This window comes from Variovorax sp. GW823-FHT04F07 (genome assembly GCF_058795995.1).
Window position 1 is genome coordinate 685,742 of record NZ_JBXAIG010000002.1, and the last position, 18,525, is coordinate 704,266.

An 18,525-nucleotide genomic window follows, 5' to 3' on the forward strand; every position below is an offset into this window, starting at 1 on the left:
AGAACCATGACCCCATCCACCCTCGTTTCATCGCGCCGCCTGCTGCTGGCGCTCGCCCTGGCCAGCACCGCCTTGTGCGCGCCCGCCGTGCATGCCGACACCTGGCCGTCCAAGCCCATCAAGGTGATCGTCAACTTCCCGGCCGGCGGCGCGGCCGACCAGCTCGCGCGCGCCGTCTCGCAACCGCTGCAGGAAGCGCTGAAGCAGCCCGTGGTGATCGAGAACCGCGGCGGCGCCAACGGCAACGTCGGCGGCGAGGCCGTGGCGCGCGCGGCAGCCGACGGCTACACGCTGCTCATGAGCTCGGGCGGCATGGTGTCGGTGAACCCGCACCTGTATGCGCGCATGAGCTTCGACCCCGCCAAGGACCTGGTGCCCGTGGCCGCGGCCGCGCGCGTGCTGGTGTTCCTGGTCACGCGGCCTTCCCTGCCGCCGACCGACGTGAAGTCGTTCATGGCCTACCTCAAGGCCAACCCCGGCAAGCTGTCGTACGGCTCGCCGGGCAACGGCAGTTCGCCGCACCTGGCGGGCGAGATGTTCAAGAGCCAGGCCGGCCTGTTCGCGCTGCACGTGCCCTACCGCGGTGCGGCGCCCGCCTTGCAGGACCTGCTGGCCGGCCAGATCGACTACGCCTTCGACCCCGGCATTGCCCTGAACCAGGTGCGCGCCGGCAAGCTCAAGCTGCTGGCCGTGGGCAGCCCGCACCGCTCGTCGCAGTTCCCCGACGTGCCCACGCTCGACGAGGCCGGCCTGCGCGGCTTCGACGCCGACACGGTGTTCGGCTTCTACGCCCCGGCCGGCACGCCGCCCGAGGTGGTGGCGCAGCTCAACACGCAGGTCAACCGCGCGCTCGCGCTGCCGGCGGTGAAGGAGCGCATCGCGGCCATTGGCGGCGAGCCGGCGCCGGGCACGCCGGCCGATTTTCAGCGTCGCGCGGCAGCCGATTCGCAACGCTTCGGCGCGCTCATCCGCGAGCGCGGCATCAAGGCCGACTGAGCAGCCGGGACAATCGACGGATGAGCAGCACTCCATCTCCCCACGACGCTTCCGGCAAGGAAGTCGTCTACACCGCACGCGTCGAGTTCGGCGACTGCGACCCGGCCGGCATCGTCTGGTTTCCCAATTTCTTCCGCTGGATCGACGCGGCCTCGCGCCATTTCTTCGCCGAGTGCGGCGTGCCGCGCTGGGAAGACACCGCCCGCACGCTCGGCGTGATCGGCACGCCGCTGGTCGACACGCACACGCGCTTCGTCAAGGCAGCCAGCTACGGCGACACGCTGCACATCGCGGTGCGCATCACCGAATGGCGCGACAAGAGCTTCGTGCAGACCTACCGCGTGACGCGTGGCGACGACCTGATCCTCGAATGCGAAGAGGTGCGGATCTTTGCGGCGAAGCGCGAAGGCGGTGGCATCCGCGCGGTGCCGATTCCGCCGACGATCCGCGCGCTCTGCACGGGCTGAGCCCCACCGCCTGCCCGCTCAGGCCGCGTCGCGACGCAGCTGCGCGAGCAGGCCTTCCACACCGAGGTCGATCAGGTCGAAGGCCTCGATGAAGGCCTGGTGGCCGCCGTACCACGGGTCGGGCACGTCACCGCCGATGGCTTCGGCGAACTCCGAGAGCAGGCGCACCTTGCGCGCCGCCTCGGCGGGCGCGCGCCGGCGCAGCGCGGCGCAGTGCTGCTGGGTCATGCCGATGAGCCAGTCGAAGCGCTCGAAGTCGGCCGCATGCACCTGGCGTGCGCGGTGCGCGGGCATCGCGATGCCGCGCCGCAGCGCCTCGGCCACCGAGCGCGGATCGGGCGGATTGCCGCGCTCCTCGTCGGAGATGGCGGCGCTGTCGACCTCCACCGCGAAGCCTGCGCGCTGCGCCTTGTGGAGCAGCAATGCGTGCGCGGTCGGCGAACGGCAGATGTTGCCGGTGCACACGAACAAGATGGCGGGGGTGCTTGGTTTCATGCGCGTCGACTATAGGCACAGGGACAGGCATTCGGCATAGGCCACCCTACCCCTGGCATCCCCCGGTCGGGGGATGCCACGAGGGAGCGAGGGCGAATCGCACCCCCTCTGTCCAATGGACAGCTCCCATATCTTCGGTATCGCCTGACACAACTCCTTGCGCTTCACTACGGCCCATGGTCAGTGCAAAGGAGGTCACGATGCCCCGACCCAGTCTTCACAGCGCGAGCATCACGCTGAAACTTCCCTTCGACATGAGCGCCGCGCAAGAGGTCGAGGCCCTGCGCGCCGCGGGCATTCCGGTGGACGACCTGGGCAATGCGCTGTCGGGCTTTCTGTTCGTGCGCTTCAGCAACGGCTGGCGCAGCGACTCGAACATCTTCCGCTGGTTTCCGGCCCCTATCGAACGCAGCGCGAACGAGGCCCGGCTCCACGCCACGCAGCCCCGACGCAGCCTGTTGCTTCATGCCAAGGGTTGACGCTGCCAATGATGCGGTGCAACAATCCGGAAATCATCATTTCGGAGCCCCGTGCGTGGACAGTGCCAGTTGGATCAGTGACAAGACGCGTGCCTCGGCAGGCGTGACACCCCCGGCCCTCTAGCGCAGGCAGCTCCCGCGCTTGCGGCCGCCGTGTCCGCAGCGCGAACCCCTTGCCCCTCGGGCAAGCGGCTCCCCCTACCGATTCCCGTTGTTCTTCGTCGCTGACTTTGTCAGTCAGCTTGCGTGCGTCCGTGCGCGAGGCCCTTCAGCGTGAAGGAGCCTTGTCATGCGCCAGTTTCAGATTCGTCCGTTGCATCCGCAGGTGCGACCGTTGCACGGTCGTCCGTCGGCGCACGCCGGTGCACCTGCGCGCGTGAACCCGGCCCCGCACGTCGACGACGAGCAGGCCCTGGACCGCGCCGCCGCGCTGTGGACCACGCGCCGCATCCGCAGCTTCTTCCTGCTGCTCGACCCGCCCGGCCACGGCACCACGCGCCGCTGAAGCCCGCCCCTGCCACCCCCACAGAACAGGAGGCCCTCATGGACCCGGACCCTTGCTTGCGCCGCTGTGCGCCGCCTTCACTGCCCGATCGATCCCCCACTCACCTCGCAGCCTGCCGCGCTGCGGAGGAGCGCCGCCGGCTGACTGCTGAGTAATTAAGCAAGTCGTCACGGGCGTTTCCTTCCTTCGCGGCGCGCCGCACCCGAAGGAGAAACGCCCATGACCCGCGAACGCCTGCGGCGTGTCGTGCGGACGGCCACGGCCGCCCGTTCCAACGCCCGCCCCTTTGCCTCCCGCCGCCCTGCGCCAAGCCGCGCCTGGCTGGCCACCCTCTGCGGCCTGGCCGCCACGCAGACCCACGCCGCCGGCGGACACCACTCGGTGGACGACGCCGCCATCCTCGATCCGGGCCAGTGCCAGATCGAGACCTGGGGCGGCCAGCGCCTCGTGCACCTCGGCCCGGCCTGCCGTGTCGGCCCGGTCGAGCTCGGCCTGAACCTCGAGCGTGAGCGCAGCGCCGAAGGCCGCACGCTGCGCGCCGGCCCGCAGATCAAGTGGGCCTTCGCGCTCACCGACACGCTGAGCGCCGGCGTGCTGGCCTCTGCCTCGTGGCAACGCAGCAACGTCGGTAACGCCTCGCTGCGTCTCACCGACGGCAGCGTGGTGATCCCCGTCACCTGGCAGTTCGACGACGCCTGGCGCGCCCACCTGAACCTGGGGCGCGACTTCCATCGTGCGCAGCCGAGCACCAGCCACTCGGGCGCGGCGCTCGAATGGGTCGCCCTGCCGGCGCTGTCGCTCGTGGCCGAGCGCTTCCGCGAAGGCGGGCGCAGCGCCTGGCGCGCCGGCCTGCGCTGGACGGCCACGCCGGCCCTGAACGTCGATCTCAGCCATGCCCGCGACCTGCGCCACGACGGCCCGCGCGGCTGGACGCTGGGCCTCACCTGGGCGTTCGCTCGCTGAGCGCCCTCACACAGGAGAAGAACAATGAAGAACGTCCTGAAGTCCTTTTTCGAAAGCTTCCTGCGCAGCCGCCACATGCGGCACCACTTCGAGCGCTGGCAGACGCTGCTGAGCGCCAAGCCCAGCAGCCTCGGCTCGGCCGCGATACCGCCCGAGATCGCCAAGGCGCTGGCCGCCGCCTCGCACACCGACGCGGGCGAGGTGCTGGTGCGCCTGAACAGCTCGTCGCAAGGCCTGACCGAAGCCCACGCGCTGGCGCTGCGCAAGCGGCTGGGCAGCAACGAGGTGCGCCACGAGCAGCCGCTGCCGTGGTGGAACCACCTGTGGCAGTGCTACCGCAACCCCTTCAACCTGCTGCTGACCGTGCTCGCGCTGGTCTCGTACGTCACCGAGGACACGAAGGCCACGGTGGTGATCGGCAGCATGGTGCTGCTGTCGACCGTGCTGCGCTTCCTGCAGGAGTCGCGCTCCAACAAGGCCGCCGACCGGCTCAAGGCGATGGTCAGCAACACCTCGACGGTGCTGCGCCCCGCGCCCGGAGAGAAGGCCGGCCGCGCCGGTGACGAGGGCTTCGACCTCGCGCACGCGGGCACGCAACGCATCGAAGTGCCGATGCGCGACCTCGTGCCCGGCGATGTGATCGCGTTGTCGGCCGGCGACATGATCCCGGCCGACGCGCGCTTGCTCTCGGCGAAAGACCTGTTCATCAGCCAGTCGGCGCTCACCGGCGAATCGATGCCGGTGGAGAAGTTCGCAGCCACCGCCGCCGACCACCAGGCCGGCGTGCTCGAGCGCGACAACCTGCTGTTCATGGGCACCAACGTGATCAGCGGCACCGCCACCGCGGTGATCGTGCACACGGGCGAGCGCACCTTCTTCGGCGCGCTGGCCCAGCGCGTGAGCGCGACCGACCGCGGCACCACCGCCTTCCAGGCCGGCATCAACCGCGTGAGCTGGCTGCTGATCCGCTTCATGCTAGTGATGGCGCCGCTGGTGCTGGTGATCAACGGCGTGACCAAGGGCGACTGGTGGGAGGCCGCGCTGTTCGCGCTGTCGATCGCGGTCGGCCTCACGCCCGAGATGCTGCCGATGATCGTCACTGCCACTCTGGCCAAGGGTGCGGTCGTGATGTCGCGCCGCAAGGTGATCGTGAAGCGCCTCGAAGCCATCCACAACTTCGGCGCGATGGACGTGCTGTGCACCGACAAGACCGGCACGCTGACGCAGGACCGCATCGTGCTCGAACGCCACACCAACGCCTGGGGCGAAGACTCCGACCACGTGCTGCAGCAGGCCTACCTCAACAGCTTTCACCAGACCGGGCTGAAGAACCTGCTCGACAAGGCCGTGCTCAGCCACGCCGAAGTGCAGCTCGACGCGCAGCTGCAGACCGGCTGGCGCAAGGTCGACGAAGTGCCCTTCGACTTCTCGCGCCGCCGCATGTCGGTGGTGGTGGCGCACGGCGAGGACGAGCACCTGCTGATCTGCAAGGGTGCGCTCGAAGAGATCCTGTCGGTGTGCACCTCGGTCGAACGCGGTGCCGAAGTGCTCGCGCTCGACGCCGACGTGATGGCGCGCATCCACCGCGTGGCCTCGGAACTCAATGCCCAGGGCCTGCGCGTGGTGGCCGTGGCCAGCCGCACGCTGCATGCCGACGCGCGCAAGCCAGCCTACAGCGTGGCCGACGAGGCGGGACTCACGCTGCTGGGCTACGTGGCCTTTCTCGATCCGCCGAAGGAATCGACCGCGCCCGCGCTGCAGGCGCTGGCCGCGCACGGCGTGGCGGTGAAGGTGCTGACGGGCGACAACGAGCTGGTCACGCGCAAGGTCTGCGGCGACGTCGGCATCGACGCCGGACGCATGGTGCTGGGCCACGAGGTCGAGCGCATGAACGAGGCCGAGCTGCGGCAGGTGGTCGAAATGCGCCAGGTGTTCGCCAAGCTCACGCCCGCGCACAAGGAACGCATCGTGCAGGCGCTGCATGCCAACGGCCACGTGGTCGGCTTCATGGGCGACGGCATCAACGACGCGCCCGCGCTGCGCGCTGCCGACATCGGCATCTCGGTGGACGGCGCGGTGGACGTGGCCAAGGAATCGGCCGACATCATCCTGCTCGAGAAGAGTCTGATGGTGCTGGAGCAAGGCGTGGTCGAAGGCCGCCGCACCTTCGCCAACATGCTCAAGTACATCAAGATCACGGCCAGCTCGAACTTCGGCAACGTGTTCTCGGTGCTGGTGGCCAGTGCCTTCCTGCCCTTTTTGCCAATGCTGCCGCTGCACCTGCTGGTGCAGAACCTGCTGTACGACGTGTCGCAGATCGCGATCCCGTTCGACAACGTGGACGAAGAGTTTTTGAAGACGCCGCAGCGCTGGAACCCGGCCGACCTGGGCCGCTTCATGGTGTTCTTCGGGCCGCTGAGCTCGGTGTTCGACATCCTGACCTACACCGTGATGTGGTTCGTGTTCGCGGCCAATTCGGTGGAGCACCAGACGCTGTTCCAGTCGGGCTGGTTCATCGAGGGCCTGCTGTCGCAGACGCTGATCGTGCACCTGATCCGCACCCGCAAGATTCCGTTCCTGCAAAGCCGCGCGGCCTGGCCGCTGCTGGCCATGGGCGCGGCGATTGCGGCCGTGGGCATCTGGCTGCCGATGGGGCCGCTGGCGCACTACTTCAAGCTGCAGGCGCTGCCGCTCGCGTACTTCCCCTGGCTGGTGCTGATGCTCGTCGGCTACGCGACGCTGACGCAGGCCGTGAAGGGCTGGTACGCGCGCAAGTACGGCTGGCAATGAGACACACACCACCCGGCGGACGCAGGGTCGCGGCTGTCACACAAGGCCGCTACCCTGCTTCGCACACAGAGGATCAGGAGGATCACTCATGGAAGCCATTCGCCACATCAACCTGCCTTCGCTGCTGGACACCCTGGTCAGCGTGGGCGCGGCCTTTCTGCTGGGCTCGCTGATCGGCTTCGAGCGCCAGGTGCGCCAGCGCACCGCGGGGCTGCGCACCAACACGCTGGTGGCCGTGGGCGCGGCCGTGTTCGTCGACATGGCGGCCCGCCTGGGCGGCCCCGACGGCGCGGTGCGCGTGGTCGCCTACGTGGTCTCGGGCATCGGCTTTCTCGGTGCTGGCGCGATCATGAAGGAAGGCGCCAACATCACCGGCCTGAACACGGCCGCCACGCTGTGGGGGTCGGCCGCGGTGGGCGCCTGCGCGGGCGCCGACCTGCTGGGCGAAGCATTGATCGCCGCGCTCTTCGTGCTGGCGAGCAACACGCTGCTGCGGCCGGTGGTGAACCGCATCAACCGCCGCCCGGTGCACGAGGAATCGAGCGAGGCGACCTACACGGTGCGCGTGATCTGCTCACGCGCGGCGCGGCCCGAGGTGATGGACCAGCTGCTGGTGCAGCTGGAGGCCGCGAACTACCCGGTGCGCGACATCGACCAGCACGCCTTCGGGCAGGCCGACACGGAGATTGCAGCGACGCTTTACGCCACCGCGGTCGAGCCCGAGGAGCTCGACCAGGTGATCGCGGAGCTGGAAACGCTGGAAGGCGTCCAGCAGGCGTTCTGGAACGCCTCCGCCGAAGACTAGTTAAACGCCGAGGATCGAAACGGCCTTGGTGTTCAGGTACGCCTCGATTGCCTCAGGGCCACCTTCCGAACCGTAGCCCGAATCCTTCACGCCGCCGAACGGCATTTCCGGCGAGGGCGTGGCGGGCTGGTTGATCCACAGCATGCCCAGCTCGAGCTTCTGGCTCAGCAGGTGCGCGCTCTTGATCGACTTGGTGAAGGCGTAGCCGGCCAGGCCGAACGGCAGGCGGTTGGCTTCGGTGATGGCTTCTTCGAGCGTGTCGAAGCCGCGGATGGCGGCGATGGGGCCGAAGGGTTCGTTGTTGAACACGTCGGCGTCCAGCGGCACGTCGGTGATGACGGTGGGCGCGAAGAAGTTGCCGGTGTCGCCGACACGTTCGCCGCCGGTCGCGACCGTGGCGCCCTTCTTGCGCGCGTCTTCCAGCACGTGGGCCATGGCCGTGAGGCGGCGGGCGTTGGCCAGCGGGCCGAGGTTGGTGCCTTCGACCAGGCCGTCGCCGAGCTTGAGGCCTTCGGCGTGCTTGACCAGCAGGCTCGCGAACTCATGGCGCAGGCTGTTGTGCACCAGGAAGCGGGTCGGCGAGATGCAGACCTGGCCCGCGTTGCGGAACTTGGCGGCACCGGCGGCCTTGACGGCCAGCGCCACGTCAGCGTCTTCGGCCACGATCACCGGGGCGTGGCCGCCCAGTTCCATCGTGACGCGCTTCATGTGCGAACCGGCCAGCGCGGCCAGCTGCTTGCCGACCGGGGTCGAGCCAGTGAAAGTGACCTTGCGGATGATCGGGTGCGCGATGAGGTAGCTCGAGATCTCGCCCGGGTTGCCGAACACCAGGCCCACCACGCCGCCCGGAATGCCGGCGTCGACAAAAGCCTTCAGCAGCGCGGCCGGCGAGGCCGGGGTCTCTTCGGGCGCCTTCACTAGGAAGGAGCAGCCGGTGGCGAGCGCGGCGCCGAGCTTGCGCACGATCTGGTTGACGGGGAAGTTCCACGGCGTGAAGGCCGCGACGGGGCCGACCGGCTCCTTGATGACCAGCTGCTGCGCGGCCAGGTTGCGCGAGGGCACGATGCGGCCGTACACGCGGCGGCCTTCGTCGGCGAACCATTCGATGATGTCGGCGGCGGCCATCATTTCGACCTTGGCTTCGCCCAGCGGCTTGCCTTGTTCCTGCGTCAGCAGCTTGGCGATGTCCAGGGCGCGTTCGCGGATCAGGCCGGCGGCGCGGCGCATCACGGCGGCGCGCTCGTTGGCGGGCGTGTCGCGCCAGGCTTCGAAGCCACGCTGGGCGGCGGCCAGGGCACGGTCGAGGTCGACGATGCTGGCGTGCGCCACCTTGCCGATGGCCTTGCCGGTGGCGGGGTTCAGCACGTCGAGCGTCTTGCCGTCGGCGGCGTCGACCCATTGGCCGTCGATCAGCAGGCGGGTGTCGGTGTAGGTGGCGGTCATGGCGAACTCTTTCCTTCGAGGACTGGATGGTGAAAACGAAACGGGAAATCGGGCGCGCGGCGCGGCACCCCGTGGGGGTGCGCATGCGACAACGGCGGCCAAGCGCCGCCGGGGCCGTAGATTAACCTGAGTTCACAAAGCTTGCCGGCGGCCCCCGCCAGGGGCCGGGGCGCGCCTACAGCACGAGGATCGCGCGGAAGTCGTTGACGTTGGTGTTCGTGGGGCCGGTCACGAACAGGTCGCCGATGGCGTCGAAATAGCCGTAGGCGTCGTTGCGGTCGAGATGATCGGACAGCTTCTTGCCCTGCGCCGTGGCGCGCGCCAGGGTATCGGGCGTGACGAAGGCGCCGGCGTTGTCTTCCACGCCGTCGATGCCGTCGGTGTCGGCGGCCAGCGCCCAGACCTGCGGCTGGCCCATGAGCGCGCCGGCCAGGCCCAGGCAGAACTCGCCGGCCCGCCCGCCGCGGCCCTTGGCCTGGCCGGGCTGGCGCGGACGGATGGTGACGGTGGTTTCGCCGCCCGACAGGATGACGCAGGGCCGGACGAAGGGCTCGCCGCGCAGGGCCACGGCGCGGGCGAGCGCCGCATGCACCTTGCCCACTTCGCGCGATTCGCCTTCCATTTCGTCGCTCAGCACGTGCACGCCGATGCCGGCGGCACGCGCGGCCGCGGCAGCGGCTTCGAGCGACTGCTGCGGCGTGGCGATGAGGTGGGTGCTGTGGCCGGCGAACACGGCGTCGTCGGGCTTGGGGGTTTCGAGCGCGCCGCTTTCGAGCTGCGCGCGCACGGGCGCCGGCACCTCGATGCCGTAGCGGTCGAGGATGGCCAGCGCGTCGGCGCAGGTGGTGGCGTCGGGCACGGTGGGGCCGCTGGCGATCACGGCCGGATCGTCACCGGGCACGTCGCTGATGGTGAGCGTGACCACGCGCGCCGGCGCGCAGGCCGCCGCGAGCCGGCCGCCCTTGATGCGCGACAGGTGCTTGCGCACGCAGTTCATCTCGCCGATGTGGGCGCCGCTGTCGAGCAGCTGCTTGTTGATGCGCTGCTTGTCGGCCAGCGTGAGGCCCTCGGCCGGCAGCACCAGCAGCGACGAGCCACCGCCGGAGATGAGGCACAGCACCAGGTCGTCGGCCGTGAGGCCTTGGGTGAGCGCCAGGATGCGCTCGGCCGCCTGCTGGCCGGCCGCGTCGGGCACGGGGTGCGCGGCCTCGACGAGCTCGATGCGCTGCGGCACGCCTGCGGGGCGCGGCGGAATGTGGTCATAGCGCGTGACGACCAGGCCTGACAGCGACGCGTCGGCCGGCCACAGCGCTTCGAGCGCCTGCACCATCGAGCCGCCGGCCTTGCCGGCGCCGAGCACCACGGTACGGCCCTTGGGCGGTTTCGGCAGATGCGCGCCCAGCGTGGACAGCGGCAGTGCGCGGTCCACCGCCACGCGGTACAGGTGTTCGAGGAAGGCGCGCGGGGCTTCGCGCGGATCGGGAGCTGTTGCTGAGGGCGAGGTCGATGCGGTCATGGCTTGCGTGTTGTCTCCATTCGGCGATTGTGCGACGACCGGTGGCCCGCCCTCGCAGGCCACGGTCTTCTAGTTCGTCTTGGCGCCGGCCTGGAACCAGCGGCTGATGAGCGCCCGCTCTTCGTCAGTGATGTTCGTCGCGTTGTTCATCGGCATGATCTTGGTCACCACGACCTGCTGGTAGATCGCCTGGGCGTGCGCCGTGACCTGGTCGGGCGTGTCGACGCGCACGTTCTTCATCTGCACGGCCGCGCCGTGGCACATGAAGCAGCGCTGCTCCAGCACCTTCTGCACGTCCTGGTAGGCCACGGCGGGCGCGGCCTGGGCGGCGGTGGCCGCCACGGGCGCGGCCGGCTCGGGCTTCATCCACACGATGGTCAGGCCCAACACCGCGATGCCGACCATGGCGTAGGGCAGCGGGTTGCCCGCGTTGCCCAGCTTGAAGCGGTGACGCACCACGAAGAACTGCCGGATGGCCGCGCCGCCGAGCATGATCAGCAGCAGCACGATCCAGTTGTACTTGTGCGTGTAGGTGAAGCTGTAGTGGTTGCTCAGCATCGCGAACAGCACCGGCAGCGTGAAGTAGGTGTTGTGCACGCTGCGCTGCTTGCCGCGCTGGCCGTGCACGGGGTCGACCGGCCGGCCCTCGCGCAGCGCCTTCACGTTCTTGCGCTGGCCCGGGATGATCCAGAAGAACACGTTGCCGCTCATGGTGGTGGCCATCATGGCGCCCACCAGCAGGAAGGCCGCGCGGCCCGCGAACCACTGGCAGGCCAGCCAGGTCGCGAAGACGATGAAGACCGCGATCAGCACGCCGACGATGGTGTCGCCGTTCTTGCGGCGTCCGAAGATCTGGCAGATGCCGTCGTAGACCATCCAGAACACGACGAAGAAGGCCAGCGCCACGGCAATGGCGGCGCCAGGCTGCCAGTCCATCTTGCTCTTGTCGATGAGGTACGTGCTTGCGTTCCACAGGTACGACATGGTGAACAGCGCAAAGCCTGTGAGCCAGGTCGAATAGCTCTCCCAGTACGACCAGTGCAGGTGGTCGGGCAGCTTCTTGGGCGCCAGCGCGTACTTCTGGCTGTTGTAGAAGCCGCCGCCGTGCACGGCCCATTGCTCGCCGCCCACGCCCTTGTCGAGCGACTCCTGGTCCTGCGGCTTCTCGAGGCTGTTGTCCAGCATCACGAAGTAGAAGGAGGCGCCGATCCAGGCGATGGCGGTGATGACGTGGACCCAGCGCAGCAGCAGGTTGGCCCAGTCGAGGTAGTAGCTTTCCATATAGCGCTCTCTCAACCCTGTTGGCGCGTGGGGGCGCCAAGGAGGGGTTTCAGCCTGCTCACCACCGCGGGCGCTGTAAGCAGAGAAAGTGCCGCGAACGCAGGTCCGTGGAAATGGACCTCGCTCCGCTGCGGCTTGTTGTGGACCGAAAGTGTATACAGTTTTGGCACGAGGCGGGATGCTATTTGCGGCGTCGCCGCCAAGGGAAAACCCTGTTCAGCCCAGCGATTGCAACAACTGTGCCGCCACGGCGACCGCGATCACCTCGGGTTCCTTGCCCGTGATGCCGGGCACGCCGATCGGGCAGGTGACGCGCGCCAGCTCGTCGGCCGTGAAGCCGCGCGCCTCCAGCCGGTGGCGGAAGGTGGCCCACTTGGTCTTGCTGCCGATGAGGCCGATGTAGGGCAGGTCGTTGCGCGCGCGCAGGCGCTTCAGGCAGGCGATGACGATGTCCAGGTCTTCGGCATGGCTGAAGCTCATGATCAGCACGCGGCTGCCGGGCGCGAGCGCGGCCACCGCGTCCTGCACGGGTTCGGAGTGCTCGGTGTCGATCTGCGCGGGCAATGCGTCGGGGAACACGCCGTCGCGGCTGTCGATCCAGCGCACCGAGAACGGCAGCACGGCCAGCAGGCGCGCCAGCGCGGCGCCCACGTGGCCGCCGCCGAACAGCGCCACGGGTTCGAGTTGCGCGACCAGTTCTTTTTGCAACGCGGGCGCGTCGGCCGCACCGATGCGCCGGTAGGTCAGGAACATCACGCCGCCGCAGCACTGGCCCAGGCTCGGGCCCAGCGGGTAGCGCTGCACGCCGTCGAGGCTGCGCGTGCCGGCCAGGATCTCGCGCGCTTCCTGCGTGGCCTGGAACTCCAGCTGCCCGCCGCCGATGGTGGCCGTGAGGCCGTCGGCCCAGACGGCCATCCAGGTGCCGGCCTCGCGCGGGGCCGAGCCCTGCGTCGATTCGACGCGCACCAGCACGGCGTCTTCATCTCGAAGACGCGCCAGCAATTGATCGACCGCACCGTTCATGCCCGAAACCTTCGGTTGCCGAGGCGGCAACAACTCACGGTATAACCCCGGCGATGATGACGAACCGCCAGCTTACGCCGCGCCGCCTCGCCTGGGCCGCCACTGTTCTTTCCGCCTTGTGGCTCGCCGGCTGCGGCTCGACGGGCTCGGTGCCCGGCCAGCTGAGCGGCGCCAGCAGCGCACAGGGCAGCGGCCCCGCGCCGCATGCCTCCAACGCGACCACCGCGCGCGAGTACCGCCGCGACGCGGCACGCCACATCTACAACGCCAACGCCTCGCGCATCTACAAGGGCCAGATGCCGCCACTGCTGTACGCGGTCGGCACCCTGCAGGTGAACCTGGACACCGGCGGCAAGGTGATCTCGATGCACTGGCTGCGCGCGCCCAAGCACGCGCCCGAGGTGATCGCCGAGATCGAGCGCGCCGTACTGCAGGCCGCACCCTTCCCGCCCGCCCAGCGCCTGGGCGCAGTCACGTGGACCGACACCTGGCTGTGGGACAAGAGCGGGCGCTTCCAGCTCGACACCCTGACCGAAGGGCAGCAACAAGGCGACTGACCTCAGGAGCCGCGGTACGTGGAGTAGCTCCACGGGCTGACCAGAAGCGGCACGTGGTAGTGCTGATCGGTGTGCGCCACGCCGAAGTCCAGCGCCACCTTGTTCAGGAAGTTCGGCTCCGGCAGCGTCACGCCGCGGGCCTTGAAGTAACCCGCCACGTCGAACACCAAGCGGTAGGTGCCGACCTTGATCGAGTTGTTGTCGTAGAGCGGGCCGTCGCTGCGGCCGTCCGAATTCAGCGTGAAGCGCTTCACCAGCGTCGCGGCGTCGCCGTCGGTGGTGTACAGCGCCACCTCCATGCCGGCCGCGGGGCCGCCGTGCATCGTGTCCAGTACGTGAGTGCTCAAGCCCATGGGGCCTCCTTCAAAGGGTGTCGGATCGGTGAGATCAGAGTGCGGGAAATTCCGGTGGACAAAAGTGTATACAGTTACCGGCTTTGGGTCTATCATGAAAAACATGGAGTCCTCCACCACCCGTTCGATCGTCGATGCCCTCACGAAGGCCATCGTCGAGCACCGCCTTCAGCCCGGCACCAAGCTCGCCGAGCAGAAGCTGGCCGATCACTTCGGCGTGTCGCGCACTTTGGTGCGCCAGGCGCTGTTCCAGCTCTCGCAGAACAAGCTGATCCGGCTCGAGCCGGCGCGCGGCGCCTTCGTGGCCGCGCCCGCCGTCGACGAGGCCAAGCAGGTGTTCGCCGTGCGCCGCATGCTCGAGGCCGAGATGACCCGCGCCTTCGTGCGCAGCGTCACGCCCGCCAAGATCAAGGCGCTCAAGGAGCACGTGGCGCTCGAGAAATCGGCCGTCGGCGGCGAAGACGTGTCGGGCCGCACCGAGCTCTTGGGCGACTTCCACGTGCGCATGGCCGAGCTCATGGGCAACCAAGTGCTGGCGCAAATATTGGGCGAGCTGATCTCGCGCTGCGCCCTCATCACGCTCATGTACCAGAGCACCAGCGCCGCCGAGCACTCCAACGACGAGCACGCCGACATCGTGAAGGCGCTGGCCGCGCGCGACGAAGAACTCGCCGTGCGCCTCATGACCGAGCACCTGGAACACGTCGAGGCCAACCTCACCTTCGACCGCAAGGTCCCGACCAACGACATTTCCCTCGCGCTGTCCTGATCCACACCATGACCGTCTACGACACCACCCTGCCCTACCCGCGCGACCTGATCGGCTACGGCCGCAACCCGCCCCACGCCCGCTGGCCCGGCGGCGCGCGCGTGGCGGTGCAGTTCGTCCTCAACTACGAAGAAGGCGGCGAGAACGCCACGCTGCACGGCGACGCGGGCTCCGAGCAGTTCCTTTCCGAGATGTTCAACCCGGCGAGCTTCCCCGACCGGCACATCAGCATGGAAGGCATCTACGAGTACGGCTCGCGCGCCGGCGTGTGGCGCATCCTGCGCGAGTTCGAAAAGCGCGGCCTGCCACTCACCGTGTTCGGCGTGGGCATGGCGCTGCAGCGCTACCCCGAGCTCACGGCCGCCTTCAAGGAACTCGGCCACGAGATCGCCTGCCACGGCTGGCGCTGGATCCATTACCAGAACCTCGATGAAGCCACCGAGCGCGAGCACATGCGCCTGGGCATGGAAGCGATCGAAAAGCTCACCGGCGAGCGCGCGCTCGGCTGGTACACCGGCCGCGACAGCCCGCGCACGCGCCGCCTCGTGGCCGACTACGGCGGCTTCGAATACGACAGCGACTACTACGGCGACGACCTGCCCTTCTGGATGAAGGTGCAAAAGACCGACGGCAGCGTCGTGCCCCAGCTCATCGTGCCCTACACGCTGGACTGCAACGACATGCGCTTTGCGCTGCCGCAGGGCTACTCGCACGCCGACCCGTTCTTCCAGTACATGAAGGACACCTTCGACGCGCTGTACGCCGAAGGCGACCCGAACGGCGACGACAGCCCCAAGATGATGAGCATCGGCATGCACTGCCGCCTGCTCGGCCGCCCCGGCCGCATCACGGCGCTGCAGCGCTTCCTCGATCACATCGCCACGCACGACAAGGTCTGGGTCTGCCGCCGCGTCGACATCGCACGCCACTGGAAGCAGGCACACCCCTTCGAAGCCGGAGCCGCATCATGAGCACCCCTCTCCTCACCCTTGCCCAACTCAACGCCGCCGCGCCGGCCGCCGCCGTCGCCATGCTCGACGGCGTGTACGAGCACTCGCCCTGGATCGCGCAGCGCGCGCTGGTGCAGCGCCCCTTCCGCTCGCTCGCGCACCTCAAGCACGCGCTGGTGCAGGCGCTGGCCGCGTCGTCGGCCGACGAGCAGATCGGCCTGATCCGCGCCCACCCCGAGCTCGCCGGCAAGGCCATGGTCAGCAAGACGCTCACCGCCGAGTCGACCAACGAGCAGAACAAGGCCGGCCTGACCGACTGCACGCCCGAAGAGTTCGCGCAGATCCAGAAGCTCAACGCCGACTACAACGCCAAGTTCGGCTTCCCGTTCATCCTCGCGGTGCGCGGCCCGCGCGGCACGGGCCTGGCCAAGCGCGAGATCATCGAGACCTTCGCGCGCCGGCTGCACAACCACCCGAGCTTCGAGCTCGGCGAGGCGCTGCGCAACATCCACCGCATCGCCGAGATCCGCCTGAACGACAAGTTCGGCGCCGACATCACGCTCGGCAACGACGTGTGGGACTGGCAGGAGCAGCTGTCGGTGCACACCGACCCCGGCTATGCCGAGAAGGGCCAGCTGACCGTCACCTACCTGACCGACGCGCACCGCGCCTGCGCCGCGAACATCTCCGGCTGGATGCGCGACTGCGGCTTCGACTCCGTGCACATCGATGCCGTGGGCAACGTGGTCGGCCGCTACGAAGGCGCCACGCCCGACGCCAAGACCCTGCTCACCGGCTCGCACTACGACACCGTGCGCAACGGCGGCAAGTACGACGGCCGCCTGGGCATCTTCGTGCCCATGGCCTGCGTGCGTGAACTCAAGCGCCAGAACCGCCGCCTGCCCTTCGCCTTCGAGGTCGTCGGCTTTGCCGAAGAAGAAGGCCAGCGCTACAAGGCCACCTTCCTCGGCTCGGGCGCGCTCATCGGCCACTTCGACCCGCGCTGGCTCGACCAGAAGGATGCCGACGGCATCACCATGCGCGAGGCCATGCAGCACGCCGGCCTGAAGGAAGAAGACATTCCGAAGATCCAGCGCGACCCCGCGCGCTACCTCGGCTTCGTCGAGGTGCACATCGAGCAGGGCCCCGTGCTCACCGAGCTCGACCTGCCGCTGGGCATCGTCACCTCCATCAACGGCAGCGTGCGCTACGTGGGCGAAGTCATCGGCATGGCCAGCCACGCCGGCACCACGCCCATGGACCGCCGCCGCGACGCCGCCGCCGCCGTGGCCGAACTCATCCTCTACACCGAACAACGCGCAGCGAAAGACGGCGACTCGGTCGGCACCGTCGGCATGCTCGAAGTGCCCAGCGGCTCGATCAACGTCGTGCCCGGCCGCTGCAAGTTCAGCCTCGACCTGCGCGCGCCCAACAACGCGCAGCGCGACGCGCTGGCCAGCGACGTGGTCGCCGCGCTGAAGGACATCTGCGAACGCCGTGGCGTGCGCTACGAGCTCGAGGAAACCATGCGCGCCGCCGCCGCACCGAGCGAACCCGCCTGGCAGCAGCGCTGGGAACAGGCCGTCGACGCGCTGGGCATTCCCCTTTTCCGCATGCCCAGCGGCGCCGGCCACGACGCCATGAAGCTGCACGAGGTGATGCCGCAGGCCATGCTCTTCGTGCGCGGCATCAACTCGGGCATCAGCCACAACCCGCTCGAGTCGAGCACCAACGACGACATTCAATTGGCCGTGCAGGCCTTCCAGTTGCTGCTGGACAACCTCGCCGCCGAACAAGCCCACTGACCGACCCCACAAGAACAACCACCATGACCGACTACGCCAAACTCGACGCCTGGATCGACGCCCACTTCGACGAGGAAGTGCAATTCCTGCAGCAACTGGTGCAGGTGCCCACCGACACGCCGCCCGGCAACAACGCGCCGCACGCCGAGCGCACCGCCGAGCTGCTGAAAGACTTCGGCCTCGACGCCGAGAAGCACGCCGTGCCCGCGCAGGACGTGAAGGACTACGGCCTCGAATCGATCACCAACCTGATCGTGCGCCGCAAGTACGGCAACGGCGGGCGCACCGTGGCGCTCAACGCCCACGGCGACGTGGTGCCGCCCGGCGAAGGCTGGACGCACGACCCCTACGGCGGCGAGATCGTCGACGGCAGCCTGTACGGCCGCGCCGCCGCCGTCAGCAAGAGCGACTTCGCCAGCTTCACCTTCGCGCTGCGCGCACTCGAGGCCGTGGCCAAGCCCACCCAGGGCAGCATCGAGCTGCACTTCACCTACGACGAAGAGTTCGGCGGCATCCTCGGCCCGGGCTGGCTGCTCGAGAAGGGCCTGACCAAGCCCGACCTCATGATCGCGGCCGGCTTCAGCTACGAAGTGGTCACCGCGCACAACGGCTGCCTGCAGATGGAAGTGACCGTGCACGGCAAGATGGCGCACGCCGCCGTGCCCACCACCGGCATCGACGCGCTGCAGGGCGCCACCAAGATCCTGAACGCGCTGTACGCGCAGAACACGCTCTACCAGAAGGTCACGTCGAAGGTCGAGGGCATCACGCACCCGTACCTGAACGTGGGCCGCATCGAAGGCGGCACCAACACCAACGTCGTGCCCGGCAAGGTCGTGTTCAAGCTCGACCGCCGCATGATCCCCGAAGAGAACCCGGTCGAGGTCGAGGCCAACATCCGCCAGGTGATCGCCGATGCCGCCGCCGAAAGCGCGGGCATCACGGTCGAGATCAAGCGCATGCTGCTCGCCAACTCGATGAAGCCGCTGGCCGGCAACAAGCCGCTGGTCGACGCAATCCAGAAGCACGGCGGCGAGCTGTTCGGCGAGCCCATCAAGGCCATGGGCACGCCGCTGTACACCGACGTGCGGCTGTACGTCGAGGCCGGCATTCCCGGCGTGATCTACGGCGCCGGCCCGCGCACGGTGCTCGAGTCGCACGCCAAGCGCAGCGACGAGCGCGTGGTGCTCGAAGACCTGCGCCGCGCGACCAAGGTGGTGGCGCGCACGCTCAGCGACCTGCTGGCCTGAATGCGCGCAAGCTGTTGAAAGTACACGCCTTCGGGCGTGAACTTTCATCGCAGTTTCATCGAAGCGTCACGACAGGAT

18 protein-coding genes are annotated in these 18,525 nt (G+C 68.6%); 12 read left to right on the plus strand and 6 right to left on the minus strand.

Annotation, left to right across the window (positions count from 1 at the left end):
- Nucleotides 1-6 precede the first annotated feature (6 nt).
- Both AC1RAA_RS12370 and AC1RAA_RS12375 read left to right on the plus strand, forming a co-directional pair.
- Entirely contained in the window at nt 7-996 is a 990-nt protein-coding gene (locus AC1RAA_RS12370) for a Bug family tripartite tricarboxylate transporter substrate binding protein (RefSeq protein WP_492729049.1), read from the plus strand.
- A 20-nt stretch (nt 997-1,016) separates the two neighbouring features.
- Nucleotides 1,017-1,463 carry an acyl-CoA thioesterase gene (locus tag AC1RAA_RS12375; RefSeq protein WP_070061699.1) on the plus strand — a complete coding sequence of 149 codons (447 nt, stop codon included), beginning with the start codon at nt 1,017-1,019 and terminating at the stop codon, nt 1,461-1,463.
- An 18-nt stretch (nt 1,464-1,481) separates the two neighbouring features.
- Here AC1RAA_RS12375 and AC1RAA_RS12380 read toward each other — a convergent pair whose 3' ends face one another.
- Nucleotides 1,482-1,958 (minus strand): low molecular weight protein-tyrosine-phosphatase, encoded by a 477-nt coding sequence (locus AC1RAA_RS12380; RefSeq protein WP_492729046.1) that lies wholly within the window; start codon nt 1,956-1,958, stop codon nt 1,482-1,484.
- A gap of 200 nt (nt 1,959-2,158) precedes the next feature.
- On the opposite strand from AC1RAA_RS12380, the gene AC1RAA_RS12385 reads away from it, so the two are divergent.
- The 5 genes from AC1RAA_RS12385 to AC1RAA_RS12405 all read left to right on the plus strand — a co-directional run bounded on the left by AC1RAA_RS12385 (nt 2,159) and on the right by AC1RAA_RS12405 (nt 7,500).
- The gene (locus tag AC1RAA_RS12385; protein ID WP_307694539.1) at nt 2,159-2,437 is read left to right on the plus strand and encodes a hypothetical protein; all 279 of its coding nucleotides are present in this window, start codon (nt 2,159-2,161) and stop codon (nt 2,435-2,437) included.
- 289 nt (nt 2,438-2,726) lie between these two features.
- The gene (locus AC1RAA_RS12390) at nt 2,727-2,942 is read left to right on the plus strand and encodes a hypothetical protein (RefSeq protein ID WP_492729044.1); all 216 of its coding nucleotides are present in this window, start codon (nt 2,727-2,729) and stop codon (nt 2,940-2,942) included.
- A 219-nt stretch (nt 2,943-3,161) separates the two neighbouring features.
- Complete coding sequence (locus tag AC1RAA_RS12395) at nt 3,162-3,905, plus strand: PA4824 family protein (RefSeq protein ID WP_492729042.1); 744 nt, start codon at nt 3,162-3,164, stop codon at nt 3,903-3,905.
- 24 nt (nt 3,906-3,929) lie between these two features.
- Entirely contained in the window at nt 3,930-6,695 is a 2,766-nt protein-coding gene (mgtA, locus tag AC1RAA_RS12400) for a magnesium-translocating P-type ATPase (protein WP_492729040.1), read from the plus strand.
- Nucleotides 6,696-6,783: 88 nt separating this feature from the next.
- A complete protein-coding gene (locus AC1RAA_RS12405; RefSeq protein WP_062480849.1) occupies nt 6,784-7,500 on the plus strand; it encodes an MgtC/SapB family protein in 717 nt (238 codons plus the stop codon).
- On the opposite strand, the gene AC1RAA_RS12410 is transcribed toward AC1RAA_RS12405, so the two are convergent.
- The 4 genes from AC1RAA_RS12410 to xdhC all read right to left on the minus strand — a co-directional run bounded on the left by AC1RAA_RS12410 (nt 7,501) and on the right by xdhC (nt 12,763).
- The gene (locus AC1RAA_RS12410; protein ID WP_095946746.1) at nt 7,501-8,943 is read right to left on the minus strand and encodes an NAD-dependent succinate-semialdehyde dehydrogenase; all 1,443 of its coding nucleotides are present in this window, start codon (nt 8,941-8,943) and stop codon (nt 7,501-7,503) included. It lies immediately after the preceding gene.
- A 175-nt stretch (nt 8,944-9,118) separates the two neighbouring features.
- Nucleotides 9,119-10,459, minus strand: a complete 1,341-nt coding sequence (locus AC1RAA_RS12415) for a glycerate kinase type-2 family protein (RefSeq protein WP_492729038.1) — start codon at nt 10,457-10,459, stop codon at nt 9,119-9,121.
- A gap of 69 nt (nt 10,460-10,528) precedes the next feature.
- On the minus strand, nt 10,529-11,740 hold the full coding sequence (locus AC1RAA_RS12420) for a urate hydroxylase PuuD (protein ID WP_062480843.1): 1,212 nt from the start codon (nt 11,738-11,740) through the stop codon (nt 10,529-10,531).
- A 216-nt stretch (nt 11,741-11,956) separates the two neighbouring features.
- The gene (gene xdhC / locus AC1RAA_RS12425; protein ID WP_369644301.1) at nt 11,957-12,763 is read right to left on the minus strand and encodes a xanthine dehydrogenase accessory protein XdhC; all 807 of its coding nucleotides are present in this window, start codon (nt 12,761-12,763) and stop codon (nt 11,957-11,959) included.
- A gap of 53 nt (nt 12,764-12,816) precedes the next feature.
- Here xdhC and AC1RAA_RS12430 point away from each other — a divergent pair, with 53 nt between their 5' ends.
- Entirely contained in the window at nt 12,817-13,320 is a 504-nt protein-coding gene (locus AC1RAA_RS12430) for a hypothetical protein (RefSeq protein WP_492729035.1), read from the plus strand.
- 2 nt (nt 13,321-13,322) lie between these two features.
- Here AC1RAA_RS12430 and uraH read toward each other — a convergent pair whose 3' ends face one another.
- Nucleotides 13,323-13,673: a hydroxyisourate hydrolase gene (gene uraH, locus AC1RAA_RS12435; protein WP_070061690.1), complete on the minus strand. Its 351-nt coding sequence runs from the start codon at nt 13,671-13,673 to the stop codon at nt 13,323-13,325.
- Between the two features lie 94 nt (nt 13,674-13,767).
- Here uraH and AC1RAA_RS12440 point away from each other — a divergent pair, with 94 nt between their 5' ends.
- The 4 genes from AC1RAA_RS12440 to AC1RAA_RS12455 are packed head-to-tail and all read left to right on the plus strand — an operon-like array spanning nt 13,768 to nt 18,447.
- The gene (locus tag AC1RAA_RS12440) at nt 13,768-14,442 is read left to right on the plus strand and encodes a GntR family transcriptional regulator (protein WP_056574067.1); all 675 of its coding nucleotides are present in this window, start codon (nt 13,768-13,770) and stop codon (nt 14,440-14,442) included.
- An 8-nt stretch (nt 14,443-14,450) separates the two neighbouring features.
- Complete coding sequence (puuE, locus tag AC1RAA_RS12445) at nt 14,451-15,413, plus strand: allantoinase PuuE (protein WP_062480836.1); 963 nt, start codon at nt 14,451-14,453, stop codon at nt 15,411-15,413.
- Nucleotides 15,410-17,197, plus strand: coding sequence for a 2-oxo-4-hydroxy-4-carboxy-5-ureidoimidazoline decarboxylase (gene uraD / locus AC1RAA_RS12450; protein WP_492729033.1), 1,788 nt, complete (start codon nt 15,410-15,412; stop codon nt 17,195-17,197). The genes puuE and uraD overlap by 4 nt, the downstream gene beginning before the upstream one ends.
- Nucleotides 17,198-17,220: 23 nt before the next feature.
- The gene (locus AC1RAA_RS12455; RefSeq protein WP_487850066.1) at nt 17,221-18,447 is read left to right on the plus strand and encodes a M20 family metallopeptidase; all 1,227 of its coding nucleotides are present in this window, start codon (nt 17,221-17,223) and stop codon (nt 18,445-18,447) included.
- The last annotated feature ends 78 nt before the right edge of the window (nt 18,448-18,525 follow it).